Here is a 24,701-nt window from a genome sequence, read left to right on the forward strand (position 1 = left end):
GTGCGGGGGCGCGGGTCAGGAGGCGAACAGCCGTACCGGCCAGTCGGCATGGGCCTGCGCCGCGATGTCCAGCAGCGGCGAGGAGGCCGCGGGCAGGGCCTGCGGACCGTCGGTCCGGGCCCGCAGCGCGGCCCGCTCCGCGCGCCCGGACACCGAGTCCAGCTCGGGGGCGAGCCCGGCCAGGACCCGGGTCGCCTCGAAGGGGTCCAGACCGAGCAGCCGTACGGTGGCGGTGGCCGGCCCGCTCACGCTCTCGTACGCCGCCACGTGCGCGGCGTCGAGCGGCCCGAGCCCCGCCGACCGGGCGGTGACCCCGAGCACCACGGGCTGGTGCGCCCCGCGCGGGAACGCGGCGGCCAGCGCGTCCAGTTCCGCGCCGGGCCAGGTGGCGCGGGCGGCCCGCATCAGCTGGCGCCCGAGCCGCCGCCCGGCCGCGCGCAGCGCGGGCGAAGGGGTCCGGGCGTCGGCGGCTTCGTCGAGGGCCGCCGGGTCGATCCCGAGGGCGGCCGCCGCGGCGAGGCCGGCCGCGACGAGCCCGGCGGTGTGCAGCCGGCCCCGGCAGAACTCCGCCAGGGTCGCGGCGTCGTGGATCCGGCCCGCCTTGCAGGCTGCCTCGGCCCCGCCGGAGTGGGCGTGCCCTCCGGCGGGGAAGCGGCCGTCGGCGAGGACGAGGAGGGTGGCGAGGCTCATCGGGCGACCCCACCCCTCAGAAGAGGCCCCATCAGAAAAGGAAGTAGCGTTGGGCCATGGGGAGTTCCGCCGCCGGGGCCGGTTCCACCACCTCGCCGTCGATGGTGACGGTGAAGGTGTCGGCGTCGACTCCCACCCTCGGCATGGCGTCGTTGTTGCGCATGTCCGCCTTGGTCACCTTGCGGGTGCTCTCGATGGCGACGAACTCCTTGCCGAGTCCGAGCCGTTCGGGCAGTCCGTCGTCGAGGGCGGCCTGGGCGGTGAAGTTGACCGAGTTGAGCCCGGGGGCCCGCCCGTAGGCCCCGAACATCGGGCGCGGCAGGACCGGCTGCGGGGTGGGGATGGAGGCGTTGGCATCGCCCATCTGCGCGTAGGCGATCTGGCCTCCCTTGATGACCAGTTCGGGTTTGACTCCGAAGAAGGCGGGCTTCCACAGCACCAGGTCGGCGAGCTTGCCGGTCTCGACGGAGCCGATCTCGCGGGCCAGGCCCTGGGCGACGGCCGGGTTGATCGTGTACTTGGCCACGTAGCGCCGGGCCCGGTGGTTGTCGGCGGCTCCGTCCCCGGGCAGGGACCCGCGGCGCTTCTTCATCACGTGGGCCGTCTGCCAGGTGCGCAGGATGACCTCGCCGACGCGGCCCATGGCCTGGGCGTCGGAGGAGATGATCGAGATGGCTCCGAGGTCGTGCAGGACGTCCTCGGCGGCGATGGTGGAGGGCCGGATCCGGGACTCGGCGAAGGCCAGGTCCTCGGGGACGGCGGGGTTGAGGTGGTGGCAGACCATCAGCATGTCGAGGTGTTCCTCGACGGTGTTGACGGTGTGCGGCCGGGTCGGGTTGGTGGAGCTGGGCAGGATGTTCGGCTCGGAGACCACGGTGATGATGTCGGGGGCGTGCCCGCCGCCGGCGCCTTCGGTGTGGTACGAGTGGATCGTGCGGCCGCCGATGGCCGCGAGGGTGTCGGCGACGAACCCGGCCTCGTTGAGGGTGTCGGTGTGGATGGCGGCCTGGGCGCCGGTCTCCTCGCAGACGGTGAGGCAGGCGTCGATGACGGCCGGGGTGGATCCCCAGTCCTCGTGGAGCTTGAAGCCGAGCGCTCCGCCGCGCAGTTGGGAGTACATGCCCTCGCGGGACATGGTGTTGCCCTTGCCGAGCAGGCCGATGTTGACGGGGAAGGCCTCCAGCGCGGCGAACATCCGGGCCAGGTGCCAGGGCCCGGGGGTGACGGTGGTGGCCTTGGTGCCCTCCGCGGGGCCGGTGCCGCCGCCGACGAGGGTGGTGATGCCGGAGGCCAGGGCCTCCTCGATCACGGTCGGGGAGATGAAGTGCACGTGGGCGTCGACGGCGCCCGCGGTGAGGATCTTCCCGTTGCCGGCGATGATCTCGGTCTCGGGGCCGATCACCAGCGCGCGGTCCACGCCGTCCATGGTGTCGGGGTTGCCGGCCTTGCCGATGCCGCAGATCCGGCCGTCGCGGATGCCCACGTCGGCCTTGACGATGCCCCAGTGGTCGAGGATCACCACTCCGGTGATGACGGTGTCGGCGGCGCCCTCGGCCCGGGTGGTGCGGGCCTGGCCCATCGATTCGCGGATGACCTTGCCGCCGCCGAAGACGGCCTCGTCGCCGGCCCGGCCGGGGCCGCCGGCGAGGTCCTGCTCGATCTCGACGAAGAGGTCGGTGTCGGCGAGGCGGATCCGGTCGCCCGTGGTGGGTCCGAAGAGGTCGGCGTAGACCTGGCGCGATATCTCAGCCATCGAGCGGCCCTCCGGTCTCCCCGCGCAGTCCGGGCACGGTGCGCAGCCCGGCCAGCGGTACGAGGGCCACGGCGACGGGGATGCCCGGCTCGAAGCGGACCGCGGTGCCGGCGGCGATGTCGAGGCGCAGTCCGCGGGCGGCGGTGCGGTCGAAGTCGAGGCCGGGGTTGGCCTCGGCGAAGTGGTAGTGCGAGCCGACCTGGACGGGCCGGTCGGCGGCGTTGAGCACGGTGAGTCGGGTGACGGGCCGGCCTTCGTTGAGGCGCACCGGGCCGTCCCCGTAGGCGATTTCGCCGGGGGTCATGCGGGTACTCGCTCTCAGACGATGGGGTCGTGGACGGTGACGAGCTTGGTGCCGTCCGGGAAGGTCGCCTCGACCTGGACGTCGTGGATCATCTCGGGTATCCCCTCCATGACCTCCTCGCGGGAGAGCACGGTCCGCCCGGAGGCCATCAGCTCGGCCACCGTCCGCCCGTCGCGGGCTCCTTCGAGGATGTGTGCGGTGATCAGGGCTATCGCCTCGGGATGGTTGAGGAGCACACCCCGCGCCTTACGTCTCTCGGCCACGTCGGCGGCCACGTGGATGAGCAGTCTCTCCTGCTCGTGGGGGGTCAGCTGCACAGCAATCACCAAGCTTCCGGGACATGATCAACATCGCACCGAGCCGACCCTATGGGCCGTCAACACTTTGTTGACCTGCGCATATCCGAGCCAAGCGTGTCTTGCCCAACACAGGGAAAGGCTTTCCGTCCCGCCCATCGCCGCTTTGCCGGCGCATGGGTGACCATTGACGGAAGGAACGTGGCCGCCACGCTAGGCGCCGCGCTTTTCCGCTGAGTTAACCCACGTTTCGGGCAGGTACCCGGTTCAACTCCGGGCGCCGCACCGCCCGGTTCCGTATACGGAACCGCTCACGAGGAGCCGCATGTTCGTCAACCCCGTCCACCACATCACCTTCGACGCACAGGAGCCCTACGCGCTGGCGCAGTTCTGGTCCGAGGTCACCGGCTGGGCCATTCACCCGGACGACCTCGCGGACGACCCCGAGATCTCCCTGGTGCCGGGGCAGCCGGGGGTGACCGGACTGCTGTTCATCCGGGTGCCCGAGGGCAAGTCCGGTAAGAACCGCGTCCACTTGGACATCCAGCCGACCACCGGCACCCGCGATGAGAACGTGGAGCGGCTGCTCGGGCTCGGCGCGAAGCTGGTGTCCGACCAGCGCCGGCAGGACGGCACCGGCTGGGCCGTGCTCGCCGACCCGGAGGGCAACGAGCTCTGCATAGAGCGCAGCGCCGCGGAGCGCGCCGGGTCCTGACGCCGCGACGGCTCGGCCGGTGAGGTGCGACGACCGCTCGGCCGGTGGGATGCCGCGACGGCTCGGCCTGCGAGGTGCCGCGACCGCTCGGCCCGTGAGGTGCCGCGACGGCTCGGCCGGTCAGCAGCCGGTCGCGGTCCTCGCCGGAGCGCCGGCGGCCGAGGCCGTCCAGGGCAGGGCGATCCACACGGTCTTGCCGCCGTCCTCGGTCGGGCTGACCGAGAGCCGGCCGCCCGCCTCCGCGGCGAGCCAGCGGATGATGACCATCCCCCGGCCGTTGTCCTGCTGGACGGCGGCCGGAAGCCGCTTGGGCCAGCGCGGATGGCTGTCGGTGACCCCGATGCGCAGCCACTCCTCGCGCTCCAGGCGGATGTCCACCGTGAAGGTCGGCGACTTGCCGAAGGTGTGCTGGACGGAGTTGGTGGCCAGTTCCGAGACGATGAGCCGGATGCTGTCGGCGGCTTCGGTCCCGTCGGACAGTCCCCACTCACCCAGTACCTCCGCGACGTAGCGGCGGGCGGCCGCGACCGAGGCGGGATCGCTCGGCAGAGTGACGGATGCTTCCAGGTGATCTGCCATGGCGACGGTCCCTTTCCCACCGGGGCGAAGCCGCCCCGGATCTGTGCTGGACGCCAGAGTGCCACCCATCGTCCCGTCGTTTCCGCAGATCCCTCAAGATATGCATATATCTGTCGCTCAATGCGGTGAACTCTGCTACGGAAGAGCGTATTTGGACGGCAGACTGGTGCGACCTGTGCCGGTGGAAGGAGGCGGGTGTGCAGCACGGTCCCGCAGTGCGTCGGCGCAAGCTCGGCGAGGAACTGCGTGCCCTTCGCGACCGGTCCGGACTCACCAGCGGTGAGGCGGCCCGGCTGGCGGGATGGCACCAGTCGAAGATCAGTCGTATCGAGACGGGGCGCAGCGGCGTCAAGGTGGAGGACATCCGGATCCTGCTCGACGTCTACGGGGAGGACGTCGTGAGCGCGCAGCAGCGCGCCCTGCTGGAAGCACTCTCGGCCTCGGCGGCGGGCCCCGCCCCGGACGCCGACACCGGGCGCGGGCGCCAGTGGTGGCACGACTACCGCGGGCTGCTGCCGCAGGAGTACCGGGACTTCATCAGCCTGGAGGCGGGTGCCCGCTCGGCCCGCACCGTCGAACTGTCGGTGGTGCCGGGCCTGCTGCAGACCTCCGGGTACGCGCGCGCCGTGACCCGGGCCGCGCTGGGCGGGCTGCCGGAGCCGAAGGTGGACGCGCTGGTCGACGTACGGCTGGCGCGCCAGTCCGTCCTGCGGGCCGATCCGCCGCTGGAGCTGAGCGCGGTGCTCGACGAGGCGGTGCTGCGGCGCACGATCGGCGGGTCCGGGGTGATGGAGGAACAGTTGAGGCACCTGGTGGAGGTGGCGCGTTTGCCCCAAGTGCGGCTTCAGGTACTGCCGTTCAGCGTGGGGGGACATCTCGGCCTGACAGGACCGTTCGTCATCTTCTCATTTCCGAACATCGCCGATCTGGATGTGGTGGTACTCGACCATTTGACGAGTAGCCTCTATCTGGAGCGGAAGGAAGACCTTGAGGCGTACAGCGCCGCGTTCCGCACCATCCAGGCGCACGCCCTCCCGCCCCGCGACTCGTCGGATCTCATCAGCGCCCTCGCTGACGACGCGTAAGGAGGCACCCCCGTGTCCGCAACCCCCTTATCCACAGGCGGACTTCTGAACAGCGCGCGGTGGCGGCGAAGCAGCCGCAGCACCGGAATGAACAACTGTGTGGAAACGGCCGTCCTCAGCGGCGGCCTGCTCGCCGTCCGCGATTCCAAGCGGGCGGACGGCCCGGCCGTGCTCTTCACCGGGCACGCCTGGGACGGCTTCCTCGTCTGCGTTCGTGCGGATCTCGAGACGTAGGAACGCCGGTCCCGAGAACGCCGGGGCGCCCGTAGCGGCTCCGTTCAGTGGTCCGTGGCTCCGGCCGGAGCGGTCCCCAGGATCGTCTCGACCGCACGGCTGATCTCCGCCCCCGTGAGATCCGCCCGCGCGGTCAGTCGCAGCCGGGAGATGCCGTCCGGCACCGACGGCGGCCGGAAGCACCCCACGGACAGACCTGCCTCGCGGCAGTCGGCGGCCCAGCGCAGTGCCGCCGAGGCCGACGGGGCCCGTACCGACACCACGGCCGCGTCCGGCCGGGCCGCGGTCAGGCCGGACGCGGTGAGCCGCCCGTACAGTTCGGCGGCCACCGCGCGGGCCCGGTCCGCGCGCTCCGGTTCCCGCTCCAGCAGGCGCAGGGCCGCCAGCGCGGCGCCCGTCGCGGCCGGGGCCAGCCCGGTGTCGAAGATGAAGGTCCGCGCCGTGTTGACCAGGTGCCGGATCACCTTGGCCGGACCGAGCACCGCGCCGCCCTGGCTGCCCAGGGACTTCGAGAGGGTCAGCGTCGCGACCACCCCGGGTGCCCCCGCGAGCCCGGCGGCGTGCAGCGCCCCGCGGCCGCCCTCGCCCAGGACCCCGAGACCGTGCGCGTCGTCCACGAGCAGGGCCGCGCCCTGCTCCCGGCAGGCCTCGGCGTGGGCCGCGAGCGGGGCGGCGTCCCCGTCGACCGAGAACACCGAGTCGGTGACCAGCAGGGCCCGCCCCCGGTGGGCGGCGAGGGTCTTGCGCGCGGCGTCCGGGTCGGAGTGCGGGACGACGGCGGTCTCGGCGCGCGACAGCCGGCAGCCGTCCACGATCGAGGCGTGGTTGCCCGCGTCCGAGACCACCAGGGTGCCCCGGTCGCTGAGCGCGGTGACGGCGGCCAGGTTCGCCGCGTACCCGGAGGAGAGGACCAGCGCCGCCTCGAACCCGCAGAAGGCGGCCAGCTCCCGCTCGAGCTCCGCATGAAGTTCGGTCGTCCCCGTGACCAGACGTGATCCAGTGGCTCCGGCGCCCCAGCGCTCCGCCGCCTCGCTCGCTCCCCGCACCGTTTCGGGGTGCCTCGACAGGCCGAGGTAGTCGTTGCTCGCGAGGTCGAGGAGCGGGGAGTGCGCCGGCCGCGGACGCAGGGTACGGACGAGTCCCGCCTCCTGCCTGGCCAGCTCCGCTTCGTCGATCCAGGAGAAGACGTCCACGGGGGCGGGAGTGTGCTGGTGCGGCATCGACGGTCCTCGGCTTTTTGTCGGCAGTCCACAGACCTGCCCGACCCTAACCGTCCGTGACCCCTGCGTCAGGTGTGGCGATACACACACTCTCTTCCGGCCATGTTGTTCGATCTCTCCTTGGCCGGGAGTGCCCGTGTGGGACAGGATCGGCAGCATGGACCTGCTGAACACCCTCGTGGACAAGGGGCTGCGGCGTGAGCTGCCGACCCGCGAAGAGGCACTCGCCGTGCTGGCGACCTCTGACGACGAACTGCTCGACGTGGTGGCCGCGGCCGGCAAGGTGCGCCGACAGTGGTTCGGACGCCGGGTCAAGCTGAACTACCTGGTCAACCTGAAGTCGGGGCTCTGCCCCGAGGACTGCTCGTACTGTTCCCAGCGCCTGGGATCGAAGGCCGAGATCCTCAAGTACACGTGGCTGAAGCCCGAGGAGGCCTCCCAGGCCGCGGCCGCGGGCGTCGCCGGCGGGGCCAAGCGGGTCTGTCTCGTGGCGAGCGGACGCGGTCCGACGGACCGCGACGTGGACCGTGTCGGCAAGACGATCGCGGCCATCAAGGAGCAGAACGAGGGCGTCGAGGTGTGCGCCTGCCTCGGTCTCCTGTCGGACGGCCAGGCCGAGCGACTGAAGGACGCGGGCGCGGATGCCTACAACCACAACCTGAACACCTCCGAGGCCACGTACGGCCAGATCACCAAGACCCACACCTACGCGGACCGGGTCGACACCGTGCAGAAGGCGCACGCCGCCGGCCTGTCGGCCTGCTCGGGCCTGATCGCGGGCATGGGTGAGAGCGACGAGGACCTCGTCGACGTCGTCTACGCGCTGCGCGAGCTCGACAGCGACTCGGTCCCGGTCAACTTCCTGATCCCCTTCGAGGGCACCCCGCTCGCCAAGGAGTGGAACCTCACCCCGCAGCGCGCCCTGCGCATCCTCGCGATGGTCCGCTTCGTCTGCCCCGACGTCGAGGTCCGCATCGCGGGCGGCCGCGAGGTGCACCTGCGCACCCTGCAGCCGCTGGCGCTGCACGTGGCGAACTCGATCTTCCTGGGTGACTACCTGACCAGTGAGGGCCAGGCCGGACAGGCCGACCTCGAGATGATCGCGGACGCCGGTTTCGAGGTGGAGGGCGCCGGTACGACGACCCTTCCCGCGCACCGCTCCGACATCGCGGCGGCGGCCACCGCCGGGGGCTGCGGTTCCAAGGGCTCCGGCGCCTCCGTTTGCGGCTCCTCCGCCACGGCGGACGAGGCCGGCTGCGGCTCGGCGTGCGGCGGCTGCTCGGGGCACGCCGGGCACGAGGCCCCCGTAGCGGCTTCCGTGGCGGCCTCCGTGGCCGCTCCGGCCGACGGACCCGTACCGGCGCAGGCCGAAGCGGGCGAGGTCCGGCCCGGTCTGGTGGCGGTGCGCCGCCGCGGTGCGGGAACGGATCTCGCTCCCAATGCCTGATCAGCACCATTCGCCCGACGCGCTGCCGGCCGCCGAACTGCTCGCGCTGGACCGGCAGCACGTCTGGCACCCGTACGGCCCGATGCCCGGGCGGCAGGAGCCGCTCGTCGTCGCCTCCGCCTCGGGGGTCCGTCTCCGGCTGGCCGAGCCCTCGCAGGGGCACGACGAGCTGGTCGACGGCATGTCCTCCTGGTGGTCGGCGATCCACGGGTACAACCACCCGGCGCTGAACGAGGCGGTCACCGGCCAGCTCGGCCGGATGTCCCACGTGATGTTCGGCGGGCTCACCCACGAGCCCGCCGTCCGGCTGGCCGCGAAGCTCGTCGAGCTCACCCCGGCCGGTCTGGAGCACGTCTTCCTCGCCGACTCGGGCTCGGTCTCCGTCGAGGTCGCGGTGAAGATGTGCCTCCAGTACTGGCGTTCGGTGGGGCGCCCCGGGAAGAGCCGCCTGCTGACCTGGCGGGGCGGCTACCACGGGGACACCTGGCAGCCGATGGCCGTCTGCGACCCCGAGGGCGGCATGCACGAGCTGTGGTCGGGCATCCTCCCGCGCCAGCTCTTCGCGGACGCCCCGCCGAGCGGCTTCTCCGCTCCGGTCGACGAGTCCTACGTCGCCCACCTGCGCTCCCTGTTCGCCGCGCACGCGGACGAACTGGCGGCCGTGATCGTGGAGCCGGTCGTCCAGGGCGCGGGCGGCATGCGCTTCCACAACCCGGGCTACCTCCGGGTGCTGCGCGAGCTGTGCGACGAGTTCGACGTGCTGCTCATCCTCGACGAGATCGCCACCGGCTTCGGCCGTACGGGCGCGCTGTTCGCGGCGGACCACGCCGGGATCACCCCGGACGTGATGTGCCTGGGCAAGGCCCTGACCGGCGGTTACCTCACCCTCGCCGCGACGCTCTGCACGGAGCGGGTCGCGGACGGCATCTCGCGGGGCGAGGTGCCGGTCCTGGCCCACGGGCCGACCTTCATGGGCAACCCGCTGGCCACCGCGGTGGCCCTGGCCTCCATCGACCTGCTGCTCGGCCAGGACTGGCAGGGCGAGGTCAAGCGCATCGAGGCCGCCCTGCTGGAGGGCCTGGCCCCGGCCGCGGAGCTGCCGGGCGTCCAGGAGGTACGGGTCCAGGGCGCCATCGGCGTCATCCAGCTCGACCACCCGGTCGACATGGCGCGCGCCACGGCGGCGGCGGTCCGGGAGGGCGTCTGGCTGCGCCCGTTCCGGGACCTGATCTACACGATGCCGCCGTTCGTCACGGGCGACGCGGACGTGGCCCGCATCTGCCGGGCCGTGGTCGCGGCCGCGAGGGAGGCCTGAGATGGCGGTCCTGATGGTCTCGGGGACGGGAACGGAGATCGGCAAGACGGTCGTCACCTCGGCCGTCGCGGCGGCGGCGCTCGCGGCGGGCCTCTCGGTGGCCGTGCTGAAGCCGGCCCAGACGGGCGTCGGTCCCGACGAGCCCGGAGACGCGGCGGAGGTCGGCCGGCTGGCCGGCTCCGCCGTCACCACGGCGGAGCTGGCCCGCTATCCGGAGCCGCTGGCCCCGGACACGGCGGCCCGGCGTTCGGGGCTCCCGACGCTCTCCCCGGAGCGGATCGCGGAGACGGCCCGCGAGCTCGCCCTCTCCCACGACCTGGTCCTGGTCGAGGGCGCGGGCGGCCTCCTGGTCCGCTTCGACGAAGCCGGCCAGACCCTGGCGGACGCGGCCCGACTGCTCGGCGCCCCGGTGCTGATCGTGGCTCCGGCGGGCCTCGGCACCCTCAATTCCACCGCCCTCACGGCGGAGGCCCTCCGGGCCCGCGGCCTGACCTCCCCGGGCGTGGTGATCGGCAGCTGGCCGGCCGAGCCCGACCTGGCCGCCCGCTGCAACCTGGCCGACCTGCCCACGGTCTCCGGACTCCCCCTCCTGGGCGCGGTCCCGGCCGGCGCGGGCACCCTGCCCCCGGCGGCTTTCCGCACCTCGGCGCCCGACTGGCTCGCCGCCGCCCTCCACGGCACCTGGACGGCGCCCTCCGACTGACCCGGCCGCCGCGGCCGGCCGGGGCGGCGATGCCCCGTACGGCCGGACGGGCGAACGGGCGCCGCCGCGCGGCCACCCGGCGGTGTCGTGGTGGGCCGCGGCGGCGGAGCGGATGAGGATCGGGGCGTGGGCTTCCTCGTGCCGGTCCTCTTCGCGCTGTTCGCGGCGCTCAGCAACGCGCTCGCGACCGTGCTCCAGCGGCGGGCGGCGCTCACCGTGCCGCAGAGCGACGGGTTCCGCTTCGGCCTGGTGCTCGACCTGCTGCGCCAACCCCTGTGGGTCGGCGGGATCCTGGCGGTGATCGCCGCCGGCGCCGGGCAGGCCGTGGCGCTGGCCACGGGCGCGCTGGCCCTCGTACAGCCCCTGTTCGTCCTGGAGCTGCCGCTCGCGCTGCTGATCGCCTCGCTGGTGACGCGGACCCGGATGCCGGGGCCGTTGTGGCTGGCCGTGGGAGCGGTGGTGGCCGGACTCGGAATCGTCCTGGTGGCCGCCTCGCCGACGGGGAACCGTACGGACGTCCCGGCCGACCGGTGGGTCCTGGCCCTGGCGGCGTGCGCGGTCGCGGTGGCGGTGCTGGCCGTGGCCGGCCTGCGGCGGCGGCCCGGCCGGATGCGGGCCGGATGTCTCGGCGCGGCCACCGCCGTCTGCTACGCGCTGACCGCGGCGCTGATGAAGTCGGCCATGCACGTGCTCGACGACGACGGCATCGGCGCCTTCCTGCGCACCTGGGAGACCTACGCCTTCGCCGCGACCGGCATCTGCGCCCTCCTGCTCCTCGAACACGCCATGCAGGGCGGCCCGCTGGTCGCCTCGCAGCCGGCGCTGACGCTCGGCGACGCGGGTGTGAGCGTCGCCCTGGGCGTACTGCTGTACGAGGAACGGCTCCGGGCCCACTGGTGGCTGCTGCCGCAGCTGCTGGGCCTGTCCTTGATCTGCGCCGGAATCCTCACCCTGGCCAGGAAGGGCGCGGGCGCCGAACCCGACGCGACCTGACGCGGCGGCCCGGGCCTCCGGGCGGGGGCGGGAGCGGGGCCCGATGTCAGGGCGTCTCCACCAGCGGCTTGACCCAGCGCCGCCAATGGTCCTCGCGGTGGTAGCCGGCGGCGGCCCAGGCCCGCTGCGCGCGTTCGTTCGCTTCGAGGACCATCGCGTCGCCGCGGCGGCCCCCGGCGGCGACGAAGCGCCGTTCGGCCGCTTCCAGGAGCGCCGTGGCGATCCCCTGACGACGACGGGAGGGCAGTACGGCGAGCCGGTACAGGGACGCCCGCCAGCCGTCCCAGCCGGCGATCACGGATCCGACCAGGACCCCGTCGCTCTCCGCGAGGATCAGTGCCTCGGGATCGCGGGTGACGAGCCGGGTCACGCCGTCCGCGTCGTCCGTGATCGAGGTGCCCTCCGCGGCTTCCTTCCAGAAGGCGAGTACGGTCTCGGCGTCGGCCGGCACGGCGGCCCGCATGTGCAGATCGGTCATGTCCCGGAGCCAAGCACGCACGGCCGGTGGCCCGCCACCGACTTCCGGCTGCCGAGACGGACCCCGGCTCCTCCCGCCCGGTCTCCCGGACGCGGGCCCGGGCGGGATGCGAAGATCGTTCACATCCGGTCCCATCGGGGGCATCACCCGCCCCCGGGGCCGGGCGGGTCCGCCGAAGGAACGATCCGCTCACTTTGCTCTTCCTTTACCCTGTAGGCAGCTGTTCCTCTTCTCCCCTCGGAATCCCTCCGAACGAAAGGTGTGAGCGTCCGTCCATGGGCGAGCCTCCCAGTCCCCTCCCTCCCCGTCCGCGACAGCGCGCGACACCCCTGCTCCTGGCTGATCATGGGACGGAGGTGAAGGACCGATGACCGAAGTGCTCCTGCTCGTCGTGGCGCTGCTGCTCTGCCTTGCCTGCGGAGTCTTCGTCGCGGCCGAGTTCTCGCTGACCACCATCGAGCGCAGCGAACTGGAACGGGCCGTCGAGCGCGGCGAGCGCGGCGCCGACAGCGCCCTGACCGCGGTCCGCAGCCTGACGTTCCAGCTCTCCGGCGCGCAGCTCGGCATCACCGTGACCGGCCTGGTCATCGGCATGATCTCCAAGCCCTCGATCGCGGCCCTCCTCAAGGGCCCCTTCGAAGCCATGGGGCTGTCCGCCGGAGCCGCCTCCTCCACCGCCCTGATCCTCGGCACCGTGCTGTCGACCGTCGTCCTGATGGTCGTGGGCGAGCTCGTCCCCAAGAACTGGGCGATCTCCTCCCCGCTGGCCGTCGCCAAGCGCGTCGCCACCTTCCAGCGGGTCTTCAGCCGTGCCTTCAGGCCCTTCATCAGCCATCTGAACACCACGGCGAACCACATGGTGCGCCGGTTCGGCATGGAGCCCGCCGAGGAACTCGCCTCGGCACGCACCCCGCAGGAGCTGGCGGCCCTGGCCCGGCACTCCGCGCGGGCCGGCGCCCTGGAGAAGGACACCGCCGAGCTGTTCATGCGGACCCTGAACCTGGCCGACCTGACCGCGGAGAACGTCATGACCCCGCGGGTCCAGGTCACCGCCCTCGACCTGCAGACCACCGCGGAGGACGTGGCGAACGCGACGCTCGCCACGGGCCTGTCCCGGTTCCCCGTCTACCGGGGCAGCCTCGACAGCGTCGTCGGCACCGTCCACATCAAGGACGTACTGGCCCTGCCGGCGGAGGAGCGGCACCGCACCCCGGTGTCGCAGCTGCTGCGCGAACCCCTCCTCGTACCGGAGTCGCTGACCGTGGACCGGCTGCTGGACCGGCTGTCCGGGAAGCAGACCATGGCCGTGGTCATCGACGAGTACGGCGGCACGGCCGGTGTGGCCACGCTGGAGGACATCGTCGAAGAGGTGGTCGGCGAGGTCCGCGACGAGCACGACCCGCACGAGACCCCCGACCTGGCCCCGGCCGGGGAGGACGACTCCGGGCGCACCCTGTTCTCGGCGGACGGCTCCGCACGCACCGACCAGCTCCAGCGGATCGGACTGCGGGTGCCGGACGGGCCGTACGAGACGCTGGCCGGTCTGATAGCGACCGAGCTGGGGCGGATCCCCATGGTGGGCGACAGCCTGGAGCTCGACGGCTGGCGGCTGGACGTGGTGGACGCGAGCGGGCGGCGGGCCGCGCGGGTGCTGTTGCGCGTGCCGGTCGAACCGACCCCCGGTGATGGTGTGGAGGAGGCCCGATGACCGCCGTCCAGTTGCTGATCGGCCTGGCGACCCTGGTCGTCAACGCCTTCTTCGTCGGCGCGGAGTTCGCCATGATCTCCGTGCGGCGCAGCCAGATCGAGACGCACGCCGAGCAGGGCGACCGCAGGGCGCGCGCCGTGCTGTGGGGCCTGGAGCACGTGTCGGCGCTCATGGCGGCGGCCCAGCTGGGCATCACGCTGTGCACCCTGGTGCTGGGCGTGGTGGCCGAGCCGGCCATCGCCCACCTGCTGACCCCGGCCTTCGACTTCTTCGGGGTGCCGTCCGGGCTGACCCACGCGATCTCCTTCGTGGTGGCGCTGGCCCTGGCCACGTACCTGCACATGCTCTTCGGCGAGATGCTGCCGAAGAACGTGGCACTGGCCGAGCCGGTACGGACGGCGCTGCTGCTGGGTCCGCCGCTGGTGGCCCTCACCCGGGGCCTGAAGCCGGTGATCTTCGCGATCAACGCCTTCGCCAACACCCTGCTGCGCCTGCTGCGGGTGGAGGTCAAGGACGAGGTCGCGGCGACCTTCTCGGACGACGAGCTGGCCCGGATCGTCAAGGACTCCAGCGACGCGGGGCTCATCGACGACCGCGCGAGCGAGCGGCTGCACGACGCCCTGGAACTGGGGCGGCGGCCGGTGACCGATGTGGTGCTGCCGGCGGACCGGGTGGTTCCGGCCCGCGAGGGCATCACACCGGCGGGTCTGGAGCGGCTGTCGGCCGAGTCCGGTTACTCCCGGTTCCCGATGATCGACGCGCAGGGCCGGATCCTGGGATACCTGCACGTCAAGGACGCGCTGGACGCGACGGAGCGGGACGAGCCCTTCCCGGTCACCGCGCTGCGGCCGATCGCGCAGGTCCGGGCGGAGACGCCGCTGGACGACGTGCTGACCGCGATGCGGCGCAGCCGTACGCACCTGGCGGCGGTGCTCGCGCCGGACGGGGTCATGACGGGCCTGGTCACGATGGAGGACGTGCTGCGGGAGCTGTTCGGCCGGCCGGCCGCCACGTAGCGGGCGGAGCCCGGCACGGGTGCGCGCGGTACCCCGGCCCCGCCTGCGGGGTGGGGGTACCGCGCGGTAGCATCGCTCCCGCCATGGAGATGAATGCGCGTTACACCAGTTTTGTCGCGGTCGGCGACTCCTTCACCGAGGGCATGTCGGACCTGCTGCCCGACGGCTCCTACCGGGGCTGGGCCGATCTGCTCGCCGACCGCCTCGCCGCCCGCGAGCCCGGCTTCCGCTACGCGAACCTCGCGGTCCGCGGCAAGCTGATCGGGCAGATCGCCGGGGAGCAGGCGCCCGTGGCCGCCGAGATGGGCGCCGACGTCGTCACCCTGGTCGGCGGGCTGAACGACACCCTGCGCCCCAAGGTGGACATGGGCCGGGTGCGCGGGCACCTGGAGGAGGCCGTCGGCCTGCTGGCGCCCTCCTGCGGGACGCTGGTCCTGATGCGCTCGCCGGGCCGCAACGGCCCCGTGATGGAACGTTTCCGCCCGCGCATGGAGGAGCTCTTCGTCATCATCGAGGAGCTCGCCGTGCGGCACGGCGCCCTCGTGGTCGACCTGTACGGGTCCTCCGCGCTCGGCGACCCGCGGATGTGGGACGTGGACCGGCTGCACCTGACGGCAGAGGGCCACCGCAGGGTCGCGGAGGCGGTCTGGCAGACGCTGGGCCTGCCGCCCGAGGCGGACTGGAACGCCGAACTGCCGCCCGCCGCCCCTCCCGGCTGGACGGCGCGCCGCTCCCAGGACCTCAGCTTCGCCCGGCAGCACCTGCTGCCCTGGGTCGGCCGCCGCCTGACGGGCCGCTCCAGCGGCGACGGCCGGCCCGCCAAGCGCCCGGAACTGCTGCCGCACGAGGCTCCGGCGGCCGACCGGCTCGTGTGACCGGCCGGGCCGGGGCGCACCACCGGCCGCCCTCGGCCGCCACCGCCCGCTCCCGCCCGCCCCACCCGCTCCCGCCCGCCCCAGCGGCCCTCACGGGCCCCCGCCGGCCCCCCGCCGGCTCTCGTAGCAAGGCACAATCCCGGCCGGGTCCCCTACCTGCGTAAACGCACAGCCGAGGCCCAAGTAGAATCCCTACACGTGACAGCCAAGCCCCGCATCCCCAATGTCCTGGCCGGCCGCTACGCCTCCGCGGAGCTCGCCGTCCTGTGGTCCCCCGAGTACAAGGTGACGCTGGAGCGGCGGCTGTGGCTCGCCGTGCTCCGCGCCCAGAAGGATCTCGGCATCGAGGTCCCCGACGAGGCCCTCGCCGACTACGAGCGCGTGCTGGAGACCGTCGACCTCGCCTCCATCGCCGAGCGCGAGAAGATCACCCGGCACGACGTGAAGGCCCGCATCGAGGAGTTCAACGCCCTCGCCGGACACGAGCACGTCCACAAGGGCATGACCTCCCGTGACCTCACGGAGAACGTCGAGCAGCTCCAGATCCGGCTCTCGCTGGAACTGATCCGTGACCGCTCGGTCGCCGTCCTCGCCCGCCTCGGCAAGCTGGCCGGCGAGCACGCCGAGCTGGTCATGGCCGGCCGCTCCCACAACGTCGCCGCTCAGGCGACCACCCTGGGCAAGCGCTTCGCCACCGCCGCCGACGAGCTGCTGGTCGCGTACGGCCGCCTGGACGACCTGCTCACCCGCTACCCGCTGCGCGGCATCAAGGGTCCGGTCGGCACCTCGCAGGACATGCTCGACCTGCTGGGCGGCGACGCCGCGAAGCTGGCCGATCTGGAGCAGCGGATCGCGGCCCACCTCGGCTTCGGCCAGGCCTTCACCTCCGTCGGCCAGGTCTACCCGCGCTCGCTCGACTACGACGTGGTCACCGCACTGGTGCAGCTGGCCGCCGCGCCCTCCTCCATCGCCAAGACGATCCGTCTGATGGCCGGCCACGAGCTGGTGACCGAGGGCTTCAAGCCCGGCCAGGTCGGTTCGTCCGCGATGCCGCACAAGATGAACACCCGCTCCTGCGAGCGCGTGAACGGCCTGATGGTCATCCTGCGCGGTTACGCGTCGATGACCGGCGAGCTGGCCGGCGACCAGTGGAACGAGGGCGACGTCTCCTGCTCCGTGGTCCGCCGGGTCGCGCTGCCCGACGCGTTCTTCGCGCTGGACGGCCTGATGGAGACCTTCCTGACGGTCCTCGACGAGTTCGGCGCCTTCCCCGCCGTCGTCGCCCGCGAACTGGACCGCTACCTCCCGTTCCTCGCGACCACCAAGGTCCTGATGGGCGCCGTGCGGGCCGGGGTCGGCCGCGAGTCCGCCCACGAGGTCATCAAGGAGCACGCGGTGGCCTCCGCCCTCGCCATGCGCGAGCAGGGCGCCGAGCGCAACGAGCTGCTGGACAAGCTGGCCGCCGACGAGCGCATGCCGCTGGACCGGGCCCAGCTGGACGCCCTGATGGCCGACAAGCTCTCCTTCACCGGCGCGGCGGGCGACCAGGTCGCCGCGGTGGTCTCGCGCATCGAGGAGATCACCAAGGAACACCCCGAGGCCGCGGGCTACACCCCCGGGTCGATCCTCTGACTCCCGACGAACTGAACGCCGCCCGCGACCGCGTCCTCCCGGACGTGGTCGCGGGCGGTCTTCGTGTCCTCTTCTGCGGCATCAACCCGGGCCTCCTCTCCGCCGCGACGGGCCACCATTTCGCCCGCCCGGGCAACCGCTTCTGGCCGGTCCTCCACATGGCGGGCTTCACCCCGCGCCTCCTCTCCCCCTCCGAGCAGGAGGAGTTGCCGACCTATCGCCTCGGCATCACGAACGTCGTCGCCCGCGCCACGGCCCGCGCCGACGAGCTGAGCGCCGAGGAGTTCCGCGAGGGAGGCCGCCTCCTGACGGCCAAGGTGGAACTCCTGCGCCCCCAGTGGCTGGCCGTGGTCGGAGTCACCGCCTACCGCACCGCCTTCGGCGAGCGGAAGGCCCAGATCGGCCCTCAGGAACGCACCATCGGCACCACCCGCATCTGGGCCCTGCCCAACCCCAGCGGCCTCAACGCCCGCTGGACGGCCGCCTCCATGGCCCAGGAATACGCCCGTCTCCGCGCGGCCGCCGAACACCCCGGCCCTGCCGACGCGGACGTCTAGAGCCTGTCTCCTGGAAGGGCGGTGCACGGGGTGACCGACCCCCTCCACGACTGAATCCACGGCCGACGCGGCCGGAGCGGCGGGCGTGGCGTCGGGATGTGGGTGGGTCGCCGGGTGATGATGACGAAGTGCGACTTGATCATGTGTCCTATGCGGTGGCCCGCGACAGCTTCGTCTCCACCGTCCAGTGGATCGGATCGGCCCTCGGCGCCGGTTTCGTCGACGGGGGCGTCCACCCGCGGTTCGGCACCCGCAATTTCATCCTCCCGCTGAGCGGCGGCACCTACGTCGAGGTCGTCACCACGCTCGACCACCCCGCCGCCGACCGCGCGCCCTTCGGCCAAGCGGTCGCGCGCCGCGCCGCCGAAGGCGGCGGCTGGCTCGGCTGGGTGGTCTCCGTCGACGACATCGCCCCGGTCGAGGCCCGCCTCGGCCGCACCTCGGCCGAGGGCCACCGCGTCCGCCCCGACGGCTTCGACCTGAGGTGGAAGCAGATCGGCCTGCTGGAACTGATGGAAGACCCGCAACTGCCCTACTTCCTTCAGTGGTCGGTCCCCATCGAGGAGCGCCCGAGCGCCGACCCGCGCACCCCCACCACCATCCACGGGGTCTCCCTCGCCGGCGACGCCGCCTCCATCGCCGAGTTCCTCGGCGAACCGGCCGACCACCCGCTCGACCAGATCGACGTCACCTGGATCGAGGACGAGGAACCGGGCCTGGTCTCGGTCGAGTTCACCACCGCCCACGGCCCGGTCACCATCTGACCCGAGCCCGACCGCCCCGCGGGAGCAGCCGGCCGGCCTCTCCCGGCCGGCCCGTGTGGCGCCTCCTTCCGTCCCGTACCGTCGGTTCTCTCAAGTGGTGGAGAGCGACGGAGAGCGATGGAGGCGGCCTCTTGGAAGAGAGCGAAGCACGGAGACTCGCGGAAGAGTTCGGCCGGACCCTGACCGATCGCTGGGACGAGTGGGCCTTCAGGCTCGACCTGTGGGCGACCCCGGCCGTCACGGGCATCTACGGCTTCACATGGTCTCCCACGGCGAGAGACGGGCAGGGACGCCAGATCAGGAGCGGGGGGAACTGGCCCATCCTCGTGGACCAGGACACCGGGTCATGCCGAACCGTGCGGGGACCGAACGAGATGAACGCGCTCAGAGGCACCTCACGCGTTCGCACTGCACGGTGGCGTGAGGCGAGCGCCCGTCGACAGCCCCGCCCCGACGACCGCTGGCCCGTCCGGGGGCGACCTGGACCACCCGTCCCCGCATTCCGGAGAGACGGCCTAGTCTCCGGGGATGATCATCAAGCCGATAGAACTCGTGATATTCGACTGTGACGGGGTCCTCGTCGACAGCGAACGGATAGCCGCCCGCGTCCAGGTCGCCCTAGGGGTGGAGTTCGGCTGGCCGCTCACCGAGGCCGAGGTCGTCGACCGGTTCATCGGGCGCTCCTCGCTCTCCATCCGCGAGCAGATCACCGACCGGCTCGGTCCCGAGGTGGCCGCCCACTGGTGGGACCGCTTCGAGGAACTCCACCGGGAGGCGGTGGACTCGGGGCTGTCACCCGTGGAGGGACTGCCCCAGGCGCTCGACGCGATCACCCTGCCGACCTGTGTCGCCTCCAGCGGCTCGCACGAGAAGATGCGCCACACCCTCGGCCGCACCGGCCTCTACCCGCGCTTCGCGGGCCGCATCCACAGCGCCACCGAGGTCGCCCGCGGCAAGCCCGCCCCGGACCTGTTCCTGTACGCCGCGGAGCGGATGGGTGTGGATCCCACCGCCTGCGCGGTCGTCGAGGACAGCCGTCCCGGCGTCCAGGCGGCCCGCGCCGCCGGAATGCGTGCCTTCGGCTACGCCGGCGGTCTGACCGCCGCCGATCAACTCGAAGGCCCGGGAACCGTCGTCTTCGACGACATGCGCCAACTGCCCGCCCTCCTCGCCGCCCACTGACCCCGACGACTGACCCCGCCGGAGACCGGCGGGCTCTGCCCGGCTGCCGGAGCGGACCGGCTCGGCGGGGAACCGGCCCACCCCGCCGAGCCGGCCGGTCGAGCCGATCCGCCGAGCGACTCCGGCGTCAGGCGTCAGGCGTCAGGCGTCAGGCGTCCCGCCGCCGGATCGCCAGCCAGCCGCCGCCCACCGCGACCAGCGCCCACAGCACCATGACCCCGAACCCGGCCCAGGGGGCGAGGCCCGCCGAGGTGTCCAGCCGCATCATCATCTGGCCCGCACGGTCCGGCAGGTACTGGGCGATGCCCCCGGCCTGAGCCGCGAGGATGAACGACACGATCAGCGTGAAGGGTATGAGAAGGCACAGGACGGCCGAAGCGCTGCGCAGGACCGCCGTCAGTCCGGCCGACAGCAGGGCCATCACCGCGAGGTACGCACCGCAGCCGAAGACGGCACGGTAGGTGCCCGGGCTGCCGAGTTCCAGGGTGTAGGGGCCCATGAACCGCTGTCCGCCGAGGAAGGTGGCCAGTGCGGTGAGCTGTCCCACCACGAAGGCCAGCGCGCCGATCACAGCCATCTTCGAGAGGTAGAGCCGCGCCCTGTTCGGCACCGCCGCGAGCGACGTGCGCAGGGCGCCGTTGTGGAACTCGGACGACAGGGCTGTCGCACCGAAGGCGAAGGCCGCGACCTGGCCGAAGTTGAGGCTGTAGAAGGCCGCGAGGAGCGGGTCGTCCCCCATGCTGCCGGCCTCTGCGTCGCCGATGAGCGAAGCCGTCAGTACCTGGATGCCCACCGTGGCGACGAAGACGGCTATCAGCGCTCCGAAGGTGCCGCGCAGGGACCGTATCTTGATCCATTCCGAGTGCAGGACGGGGACGGTGGGCAGAGCGGTGCTCATGGGGAGGCCTCCTTGAAGGGGATGGGTCAGCGGGTGGCGGCGAACTGGGCGCTGTCCGCGGTGAGATCGAGGTAGGCCTGCTCCAGCGAGGCCCGCTCGTCGATCAGTTCCAGCATCGGGATGCCTTCGCGGGCGGCGATGACGCCGAGCTGCTCGGCCTGCATGCCGTCCACGGTCCACCGCCCGCCCTCGGCGGTGACCAGTTCGAAGTCGGCCCGGGCCAGGGTGGCCCGGAGCCGGACGGGGTCCGTGGTACGCAGCCGCACCCTCGGGGTACTGCGGGAGTCGATGAACTCCTCTATGGAGGTGTCGGCCAGCAGCCTGCCCCGCCCGAGCACGACCAGGTGGTCGACGAGGGCCGCGGTCTCGGTCATGAGGTGGCTGGAGACGAGGACCGTCCGGCCCTCGGCGGCCAGGCCGCGCATGAGCTCGCGGATCCAGATGATGCCCTCGGGGTCGAGGCCGTTGGTGGGCTCGTCCAGGAGCAGCACTTCGGGGTCTCCGAGCAGCGCGGCCGCTATGCCGAGGCGCTGACGCATGCCCAGGGAGAAGGTCTTGATCCGCCGCTTGGCCGCCGGGGCGATTCCGGACTGCTCCAGAACCTCCTCGACCCGGCTCATCGGGATGCGGTTGGCGGCGGCGAGGAAGCGCAGGTGGTCACGCGCCGTGCGGCCGCCGTGCGCCGACTGCGCGTCCAGCAGGGCCCCGACCCGGTGGAGAGGATCGGGGAGTTCGGCGTACCGCCGGCCGCCGATGGTGGCCGTCCCGGAGGTGATCCGGTCCAGGCCCAGCAGCAGCCTCATCGTGGTCGACTTCCCGGCCCCGTTGGGCCCGAGGAAGCCGGTGACACGGCCGGGCATGACGTCGAAGGTGAGGTGGTCCACGGCCCGGGTCCGGCCGAACTCCTTGGTCAGTTCTCGGATCTCGATGCTGTTCATGTCTCAAGGTTCGCCATCGGCCCCACCTCTCTTCCTCCCCCATGCGAGGGTTCCTTCTCCCCCACGTGGGGGAGGAGCCGCACCGCCCCGAGCTGCGACGATGAGGGGATGCACCGACTGTTCCGCGCCGCTCTGCGCCCAGTGACCTACTCGCGCTGGGTGCATCTGTGCGTGCCCATCCTGATGTTGGCCGTCTGGATGTTCATAGAGCCCGCGGCTCCGTGGGTACCGCTCGTCCTCGTCATACCTCTGGGACTGCTGCCCTGGATGCGGGTGGCGGAAGGGCTCCAGGCGCAGTTTCTCCTCGCTCCCTCCGAGCGCACTGTCCGGGGCAGGGGTGAGGAGCCCGGGGAGCACAGCTTCAGCACCGTCGGGTCCCAGACCTGGAGCGACCGCTGGCGGACCTTGCTGTGGCTGGAGATACGGCTCGTGGTCTCCCTGGCCACGATGATGGCCACGGTGTGGCTGCCGGTGCTGACGGTTCAGCTGGTCACGGCCGGACTCGGCAGCAGGGTCACCCAGGAGAATGTGATCCCCGCCGGATTCCCGGTCTGGGCCGCGTGGGCGCTGGCTCCGCTGCCGCCGGTCCTCCTGATCGTCCTCGTGGTCCTGCTCGGCGACATGATCACGGCTATCGCCCGCCGGCTGCTGGGACCTTCGGCCGCGGAACGGCTCACGGCCCTGGAGGCGCGGACCGAGCAGCTGTTGGAGCGCACCCGCATCGCGCGGGAGCTGCACGACTCCATCGGCCACGCCCTGACCGTGGCCGTCGTCCAGGCGGGAGCCGCGCGGGCGGCGGGCGATCCGGAGTTCACCGACCGCGCGCTGAGCGCGATCGAGGAGACGGGCCGGGCCGCGCTGGAGGACCTGGACCGGGTGCTGCGCGTCCTGCGCGAGTCCGGTCAGCGGCCGTCGCAGCGGCCGACCCTGGTGGAGGCCGACCGGCTGTTCGAGTCCGCGCGCGCCAGCGGCGCCGTCGTCGACGCGCAACTGATCGGCCCCCTGGACAAGTTGCCCGACCCGGTGAGCCAGGAGGGGTACCGGATCCTGCAGGAGGCGCTCACCAATGTGCTGCGGCACTGCGGCCCCGTACCGGTGAAGGTGCGCATCGGCATGGTCGCCGACCGCCTGGACCTGGAGGTGACCAATCCGCTGCCGGACCGGCCTTCCGTCATCACCGGCGGCGGCACCGGACTGCGCGGGATGCGGGAGCGGGCGGCGCTGCTCGGCGGGAACACCGAGACCGGGCCGTACAAGGGGGGTTGGAGGGTGCGTACGCGGCTGCCGCTGGAGCGAATACGCTGACCGGATGCCGGTTACCGTACTGCTCGTCGATGACGAACCCCTGGTGCGTGCGGGTTTGCGCGCCGTCCTGGATGCCCAGCCCGACATCGAGGTGATCGGCGAGGCCGCCGACGGAGCCGCGGTGGTTCCGCTCGTGCGGCAACTGCGCCCCGATGTCGTGGCGATGGACGTGCGGATGCCGCTGCTCGACGGGATCGAGGCGACCCGGGCGGTCCTGCGGAGCGTGGACTCGCCTCCGAAGATCCTCGTGGTCACCACCTTCGAGAACGACGAGTACGTCTACCAGGCGCTGCGGGCCGGCGCGGACGGGTTCCTGCTGAAGCGGGCCCGGCCGTCGGAGATCGTTCACGCGGTCCGGCTGGTGGCGGAGGGCGAGACGCTGCTCTTCCCCGCGGCGGTCCGCTCGCTGGCCGCCGAGTACGGCAACCGGCAGGCGCGGACGGTACTGGAGCGGGCCGCGCTGACCGAGCGCGAGGAGGCGGTGCTCCGGCTGATGGCCAAGGGGCTGACCAACATCGAGATCGCCCGCGAGCTGATCGTGGGCACGGAGACGGTGAAGTCCCACGTCAGCGCGATCTTGGCGAAGCTGGGGGCGCGTGACCGGACCCAGGCCGTGATCACCGCGTACGAGTCCGGCTTCGTCGCTCCCGCCTGACCGGCCCACCAGGGGAAGGGCGGATTCCGGCCGATGGGGGGCCGCTTCTCGCCGCCGCGGCTGGTGCGCAGTACGATCCGGCTGACATGCTCGCTCGCTGGGAGGACACACGTTGGGGCAACTGACCGGCGGGGACCCCTCTCTGCTGCGGCGGATCAACTCCGCCGTGGTGCTGCGGGCCCTGCGTGCGGCCGAATCGCCGACGCTCACTGACCTCACCCGGGTCACCGGCCTCTCGCGGCCCACCGTCGAGGGGGTCGTCGAAGGACTCATCGGGACGGGTCTGGTCGTCGAGGCGGACGCGGAGGAGGGCGCGCGGCGCCAGGGGCGCCCGGCCAGACGGTTCCGCTTCCGCGCGGAGGCGGGGCACCTGCTCGGTGTGGAGATCGGTGCGCACCGGATCGCGGTGCTGCTGTCCGGGCTGGACGGCCGGGTGATCGGCGCCGGCACCAAGGAGGTCGCCGAGACGGCCTCCGCCGACGAACGCCTCGAACGGGTCCGCGGTGCGGTGGCCGACCTGCTGCGCCGCGCCGGGGTACCCCGCGACTCGCTGCGGGCGGTCGGCGTGGGCAGCCCCGGGATCGTGGAGGCCGACGGCACCGTCCGCCTCGGCACGGCCCTGCCCGGGTGGACCGGGCTGCCGCTCGGGGAACGGCTCCGGCGCTCGTTCCGCTGCCCGGTACAGGTGGAGAACGACGCCAACGCCGCGGCGGTCGCCGAGCACTGGAAGGGCGCCGCGACCGACACGGACGACATGGTCTTCGTGATGGCCGGGCTCAGCCCCGGAGCGGGTTCCCTGATCGGGGGCCGGCTGCACCGGGGGTTCGGGGGGGCGGCCGGGGAGATCGGCGCGCTGCACCTGCTGGGGCGCGAGGCCACGCCCGAGAAGCTGCTGTCGACGACCGGCGAACCGCTGCACCCCCTGGACGAGCGGGCGGTCGCGGAGGTCTTCGCGATGGCCAGGCGCGGGGACGTGGGCGCGGTGGCGGCGGTGGAGCGGTTCATCCAGCGGCTGGTCCACGACGTGGCCGCGCTGGTCTTGGCGATGGATCCGGAGCTGGTCGTGGTCGGCGGCTGGGCCGCCGGGCTGGACGGCGTACTGGATCCCCTGCGCCGGGAGCTGGAGCGGTACTGCCTGCGGCCGCCGCGCGTGGCACTGTCCCTGCTGGGCGAGGCGGCGGTGGCGACGGGAGCGTTGCGGCTGGCGCTGGACCACGTGGAGGAGGAGCTGTTCGCGGTGGAGAAGACGGTCACCGCGCGCCGCCGCTGATCTTTTGGGGGCGCCGCGGATGCGGTGCCCGCCGCGGCTGATCTCCTGGGGGCTCAGTCCCTGCGGGGACGGCTGAAACGGCCAAGCGG

26 protein-coding genes are annotated in these 24,701 nt (G+C 72.6%); 17 read left to right on the forward strand and 9 right to left on the reverse strand.

The annotated features are described in order from the left end of the window. Positions 1–15: 15 nt before the first annotated feature. The 4 genes from ACFYYB_RS22965 to ACFYYB_RS22980 are packed head-to-tail and all read right to left on the reverse strand — an operon-like array spanning position 16 to position 3,064. Positions 16–690: an urease accessory protein UreF gene (locus tag ACFYYB_RS22965; protein WP_389437118.1), complete on the reverse strand. Its 675-nt coding sequence runs from the start codon at positions 688–690 to the stop codon at positions 16–18. Positions 691–721: 31 nt separating this feature from the next. Further along, positions 722–2,443 carry an urease subunit alpha gene (locus ACFYYB_RS22970; protein ID WP_389437119.1) on the reverse strand — a complete coding sequence of 574 codons (1,722 nt, stop codon included), beginning with the start codon at positions 2,441–2,443 and terminating at the stop codon, positions 722–724. Beyond that, complete coding sequence (locus ACFYYB_RS22975; RefSeq protein WP_389437120.1) at positions 2,436–2,747, reverse strand: urease subunit beta; 312 nt, start codon at positions 2,745–2,747, stop codon at positions 2,436–2,438. Before ACFYYB_RS22975 ends, ACFYYB_RS22970 begins: the two co-directional genes overlap by 8 nt. Before the next feature lie 14 nt (positions 2,748–2,761). After that, positions 2,762–3,064, reverse strand: a complete 303-nt coding sequence (locus ACFYYB_RS22980; RefSeq protein WP_250740175.1) for an urease subunit gamma — start codon at positions 3,062–3,064, stop codon at positions 2,762–2,764. Positions 3,065–3,368: 304 nt separating this feature from the next. Here ACFYYB_RS22980 and ACFYYB_RS22985 point away from each other — a divergent pair, with 304 nt between their 5' ends. Beyond that, positions 3,369–3,758 carry a VOC family protein gene (locus ACFYYB_RS22985; RefSeq protein WP_389437121.1) on the forward strand — a complete coding sequence of 130 codons (390 nt, stop codon included), beginning with the start codon at positions 3,369–3,371 and terminating at the stop codon, positions 3,756–3,758. A gap of 120 nt (positions 3,759–3,878) precedes the next feature. On the opposite strand, the gene ACFYYB_RS22990 is transcribed toward ACFYYB_RS22985, so the two are convergent. Continuing rightward, positions 3,879–4,337: an ATP-binding protein gene (locus tag ACFYYB_RS22990; RefSeq protein ID WP_327307920.1), complete on the reverse strand. Its 459-nt coding sequence runs from the start codon at positions 4,335–4,337 to the stop codon at positions 3,879–3,881. Between the two features lie 197 nt (positions 4,338–4,534). Between ACFYYB_RS22990 and ACFYYB_RS22995 the strand changes: the two genes are divergently transcribed. Both ACFYYB_RS22995 and ACFYYB_RS23000 read left to right on the forward strand, forming a co-directional pair. Next, positions 4,535–5,422 carry a helix-turn-helix domain-containing protein gene (locus ACFYYB_RS22995; RefSeq protein WP_389437122.1) on the forward strand — a complete coding sequence of 296 codons (888 nt, stop codon included), beginning with the start codon at positions 4,535–4,537 and terminating at the stop codon, positions 5,420–5,422. Between the two features lie 12 nt (positions 5,423–5,434). Next, positions 5,435–5,656 carry a DUF397 domain-containing protein gene (locus ACFYYB_RS23000; protein ID WP_389437123.1) on the forward strand — a complete coding sequence of 74 codons (222 nt, stop codon included), beginning with the start codon at positions 5,435–5,437 and terminating at the stop codon, positions 5,654–5,656. A 44-nt stretch (positions 5,657–5,700) separates the two neighbouring features. Here ACFYYB_RS23000 and ACFYYB_RS23005 read toward each other — a convergent pair whose 3' ends face one another. Then, positions 5,701–6,876: an 8-amino-7-oxononanoate synthase gene (locus ACFYYB_RS23005; protein WP_389437124.1), complete on the reverse strand. Its 1,176-nt coding sequence runs from the start codon at positions 6,874–6,876 to the stop codon at positions 5,701–5,703. A gap of 157 nt (positions 6,877–7,033) precedes the next feature. Between ACFYYB_RS23005 and bioB the strand changes: the two genes are divergently transcribed. From bioB to ACFYYB_RS23025, 4 genes are all read left to right on the forward strand, one after another. Beyond that, entirely contained in the window at positions 7,034–8,323 is a 1,290-nt protein-coding gene (bioB, locus tag ACFYYB_RS23010; protein WP_389437125.1) for a biotin synthase BioB, read from the forward strand. Next, positions 8,316–9,638, forward strand: a complete 1,323-nt coding sequence (locus ACFYYB_RS23015) for an adenosylmethionine--8-amino-7-oxononanoate transaminase (RefSeq protein WP_389437126.1) — start codon at positions 8,316–8,318, stop codon at positions 9,636–9,638. Before bioB ends, ACFYYB_RS23015 begins: the two co-directional genes overlap by 8 nt. A gap of 1 nt (position 9,639) precedes the next feature. Next, positions 9,640–10,341: a dethiobiotin synthase gene (gene bioD / locus ACFYYB_RS23020; RefSeq protein ID WP_389437127.1), complete on the forward strand. Its 702-nt coding sequence runs from the start codon at positions 9,640–9,642 to the stop codon at positions 10,339–10,341. A gap of 126 nt (positions 10,342–10,467) precedes the next feature. Continuing rightward, complete coding sequence (locus ACFYYB_RS23025) at positions 10,468–11,334, forward strand: DMT family transporter (RefSeq protein ID WP_389437128.1); 867 nt, start codon at positions 10,468–10,470, stop codon at positions 11,332–11,334. A 46-nt stretch (positions 11,335–11,380) separates the two neighbouring features. On the opposite strand, the gene ACFYYB_RS23030 is transcribed toward ACFYYB_RS23025, so the two are convergent. Then, positions 11,381–11,812 (reverse strand): GNAT family N-acetyltransferase, encoded by a 432-nt coding sequence (locus ACFYYB_RS23030; protein WP_389437129.1) that lies wholly within the window; start codon positions 11,810–11,812, stop codon positions 11,381–11,383. Between the two features lie 367 nt (positions 11,813–12,179). Here ACFYYB_RS23030 and ACFYYB_RS23035 point away from each other — a divergent pair, with 367 nt between their 5' ends. The 7 genes from ACFYYB_RS23035 to ACFYYB_RS23065 all read left to right on the forward strand — a co-directional run bounded on the left by ACFYYB_RS23035 (position 12,180) and on the right by ACFYYB_RS23065 (position 19,546). Then, on the forward strand, positions 12,180–13,520 hold the full coding sequence (locus ACFYYB_RS23035) for a hemolysin family protein (protein ID WP_389437130.1): 1,341 nt from the start codon (positions 12,180–12,182) through the stop codon (positions 13,518–13,520). After that, complete coding sequence (locus tag ACFYYB_RS23040; protein WP_327307910.1) at positions 13,517–14,536, forward strand: hemolysin family protein; 1,020 nt, start codon at positions 13,517–13,519, stop codon at positions 14,534–14,536. The genes ACFYYB_RS23035 and ACFYYB_RS23040 overlap by 4 nt, the downstream gene beginning before the upstream one ends. Positions 14,537–14,619: 83 nt before the next feature. Continuing rightward, complete coding sequence (locus tag ACFYYB_RS23045; RefSeq protein WP_389437131.1) at positions 14,620–15,411, forward strand: SGNH/GDSL hydrolase family protein; 792 nt, start codon at positions 14,620–14,622, stop codon at positions 15,409–15,411. A 198-nt stretch (positions 15,412–15,609) separates the two neighbouring features. Beyond that, positions 15,610–17,043, forward strand: a complete 1,434-nt coding sequence (purB, locus tag ACFYYB_RS23050) for an adenylosuccinate lyase (protein WP_389437132.1) — start codon at positions 15,610–15,612, stop codon at positions 17,041–17,043. Further along, positions 17,040–17,600: a G/U mismatch-specific DNA glycosylase gene (gene mug, locus ACFYYB_RS23055; RefSeq protein ID WP_389437242.1), complete on the forward strand. Its 561-nt coding sequence runs from the start codon at positions 17,040–17,042 to the stop codon at positions 17,598–17,600. The genes purB and mug overlap by 4 nt, the downstream gene beginning before the upstream one ends. Positions 17,601–17,728: 128 nt before the next feature. Further along, a complete protein-coding gene (locus ACFYYB_RS23060) occupies positions 17,729–18,364 on the forward strand; it encodes a VOC family protein (protein WP_389437133.1) in 636 nt (211 codons plus the stop codon). A gap of 531 nt (positions 18,365–18,895) precedes the next feature. Next, the gene (locus ACFYYB_RS23065) at positions 18,896–19,546 is read left to right on the forward strand and encodes an HAD family hydrolase (RefSeq protein WP_389437243.1); all 651 of its coding nucleotides are present in this window, start codon (positions 18,896–18,898) and stop codon (positions 19,544–19,546) included. A 148-nt stretch (positions 19,547–19,694) separates the two neighbouring features. Here the strand turns inward: ACFYYB_RS23065 and ACFYYB_RS23070 are convergent, their stop codons facing one another. Further along, a complete protein-coding gene (locus tag ACFYYB_RS23070; RefSeq protein WP_389437134.1) occupies positions 19,695–20,444 on the reverse strand; it encodes an ABC transporter permease in 750 nt (249 codons plus the stop codon). Between the two features lie 26 nt (positions 20,445–20,470). Continuing rightward, positions 20,471–21,382, reverse strand: a complete 912-nt coding sequence (locus ACFYYB_RS23075) for an ABC transporter ATP-binding protein (protein WP_389437135.1) — start codon at positions 21,380–21,382, stop codon at positions 20,471–20,473. 108 nt (positions 21,383–21,490) lie between these two features. Here ACFYYB_RS23075 and ACFYYB_RS23080 point away from each other — a divergent pair, with 108 nt between their 5' ends. The 3 genes from ACFYYB_RS23080 (at position 21,491) to ACFYYB_RS23090 (ending at position 24,612) form a co-directional block, all read left to right on the forward strand. Then, complete coding sequence (locus ACFYYB_RS23080; RefSeq protein ID WP_389437136.1) at positions 21,491–22,687, forward strand: sensor histidine kinase; 1,197 nt, start codon at positions 21,491–21,493, stop codon at positions 22,685–22,687. Positions 22,688–22,691: 4 nt separating this feature from the next. Then, complete coding sequence (locus tag ACFYYB_RS23085; RefSeq protein WP_327307902.1) at positions 22,692–23,342, forward strand: response regulator transcription factor; 651 nt, start codon at positions 22,692–22,694, stop codon at positions 23,340–23,342. A 112-nt stretch (positions 23,343–23,454) separates the two neighbouring features. Continuing rightward, the gene (locus ACFYYB_RS23090; RefSeq protein WP_389437137.1) at positions 23,455–24,612 is read left to right on the forward strand and encodes an ROK family transcriptional regulator; all 1,158 of its coding nucleotides are present in this window, start codon (positions 23,455–23,457) and stop codon (positions 24,610–24,612) included. Positions 24,613–24,701: the final 89 nt, after the last annotated feature.

It is taken from the genome of Streptomyces sp. NPDC002886 (assembly GCF_042888445.1).
GTDB lineage: Bacteria > Actinomycetota > Actinomycetes > Streptomycetales > Streptomycetaceae > Streptomyces.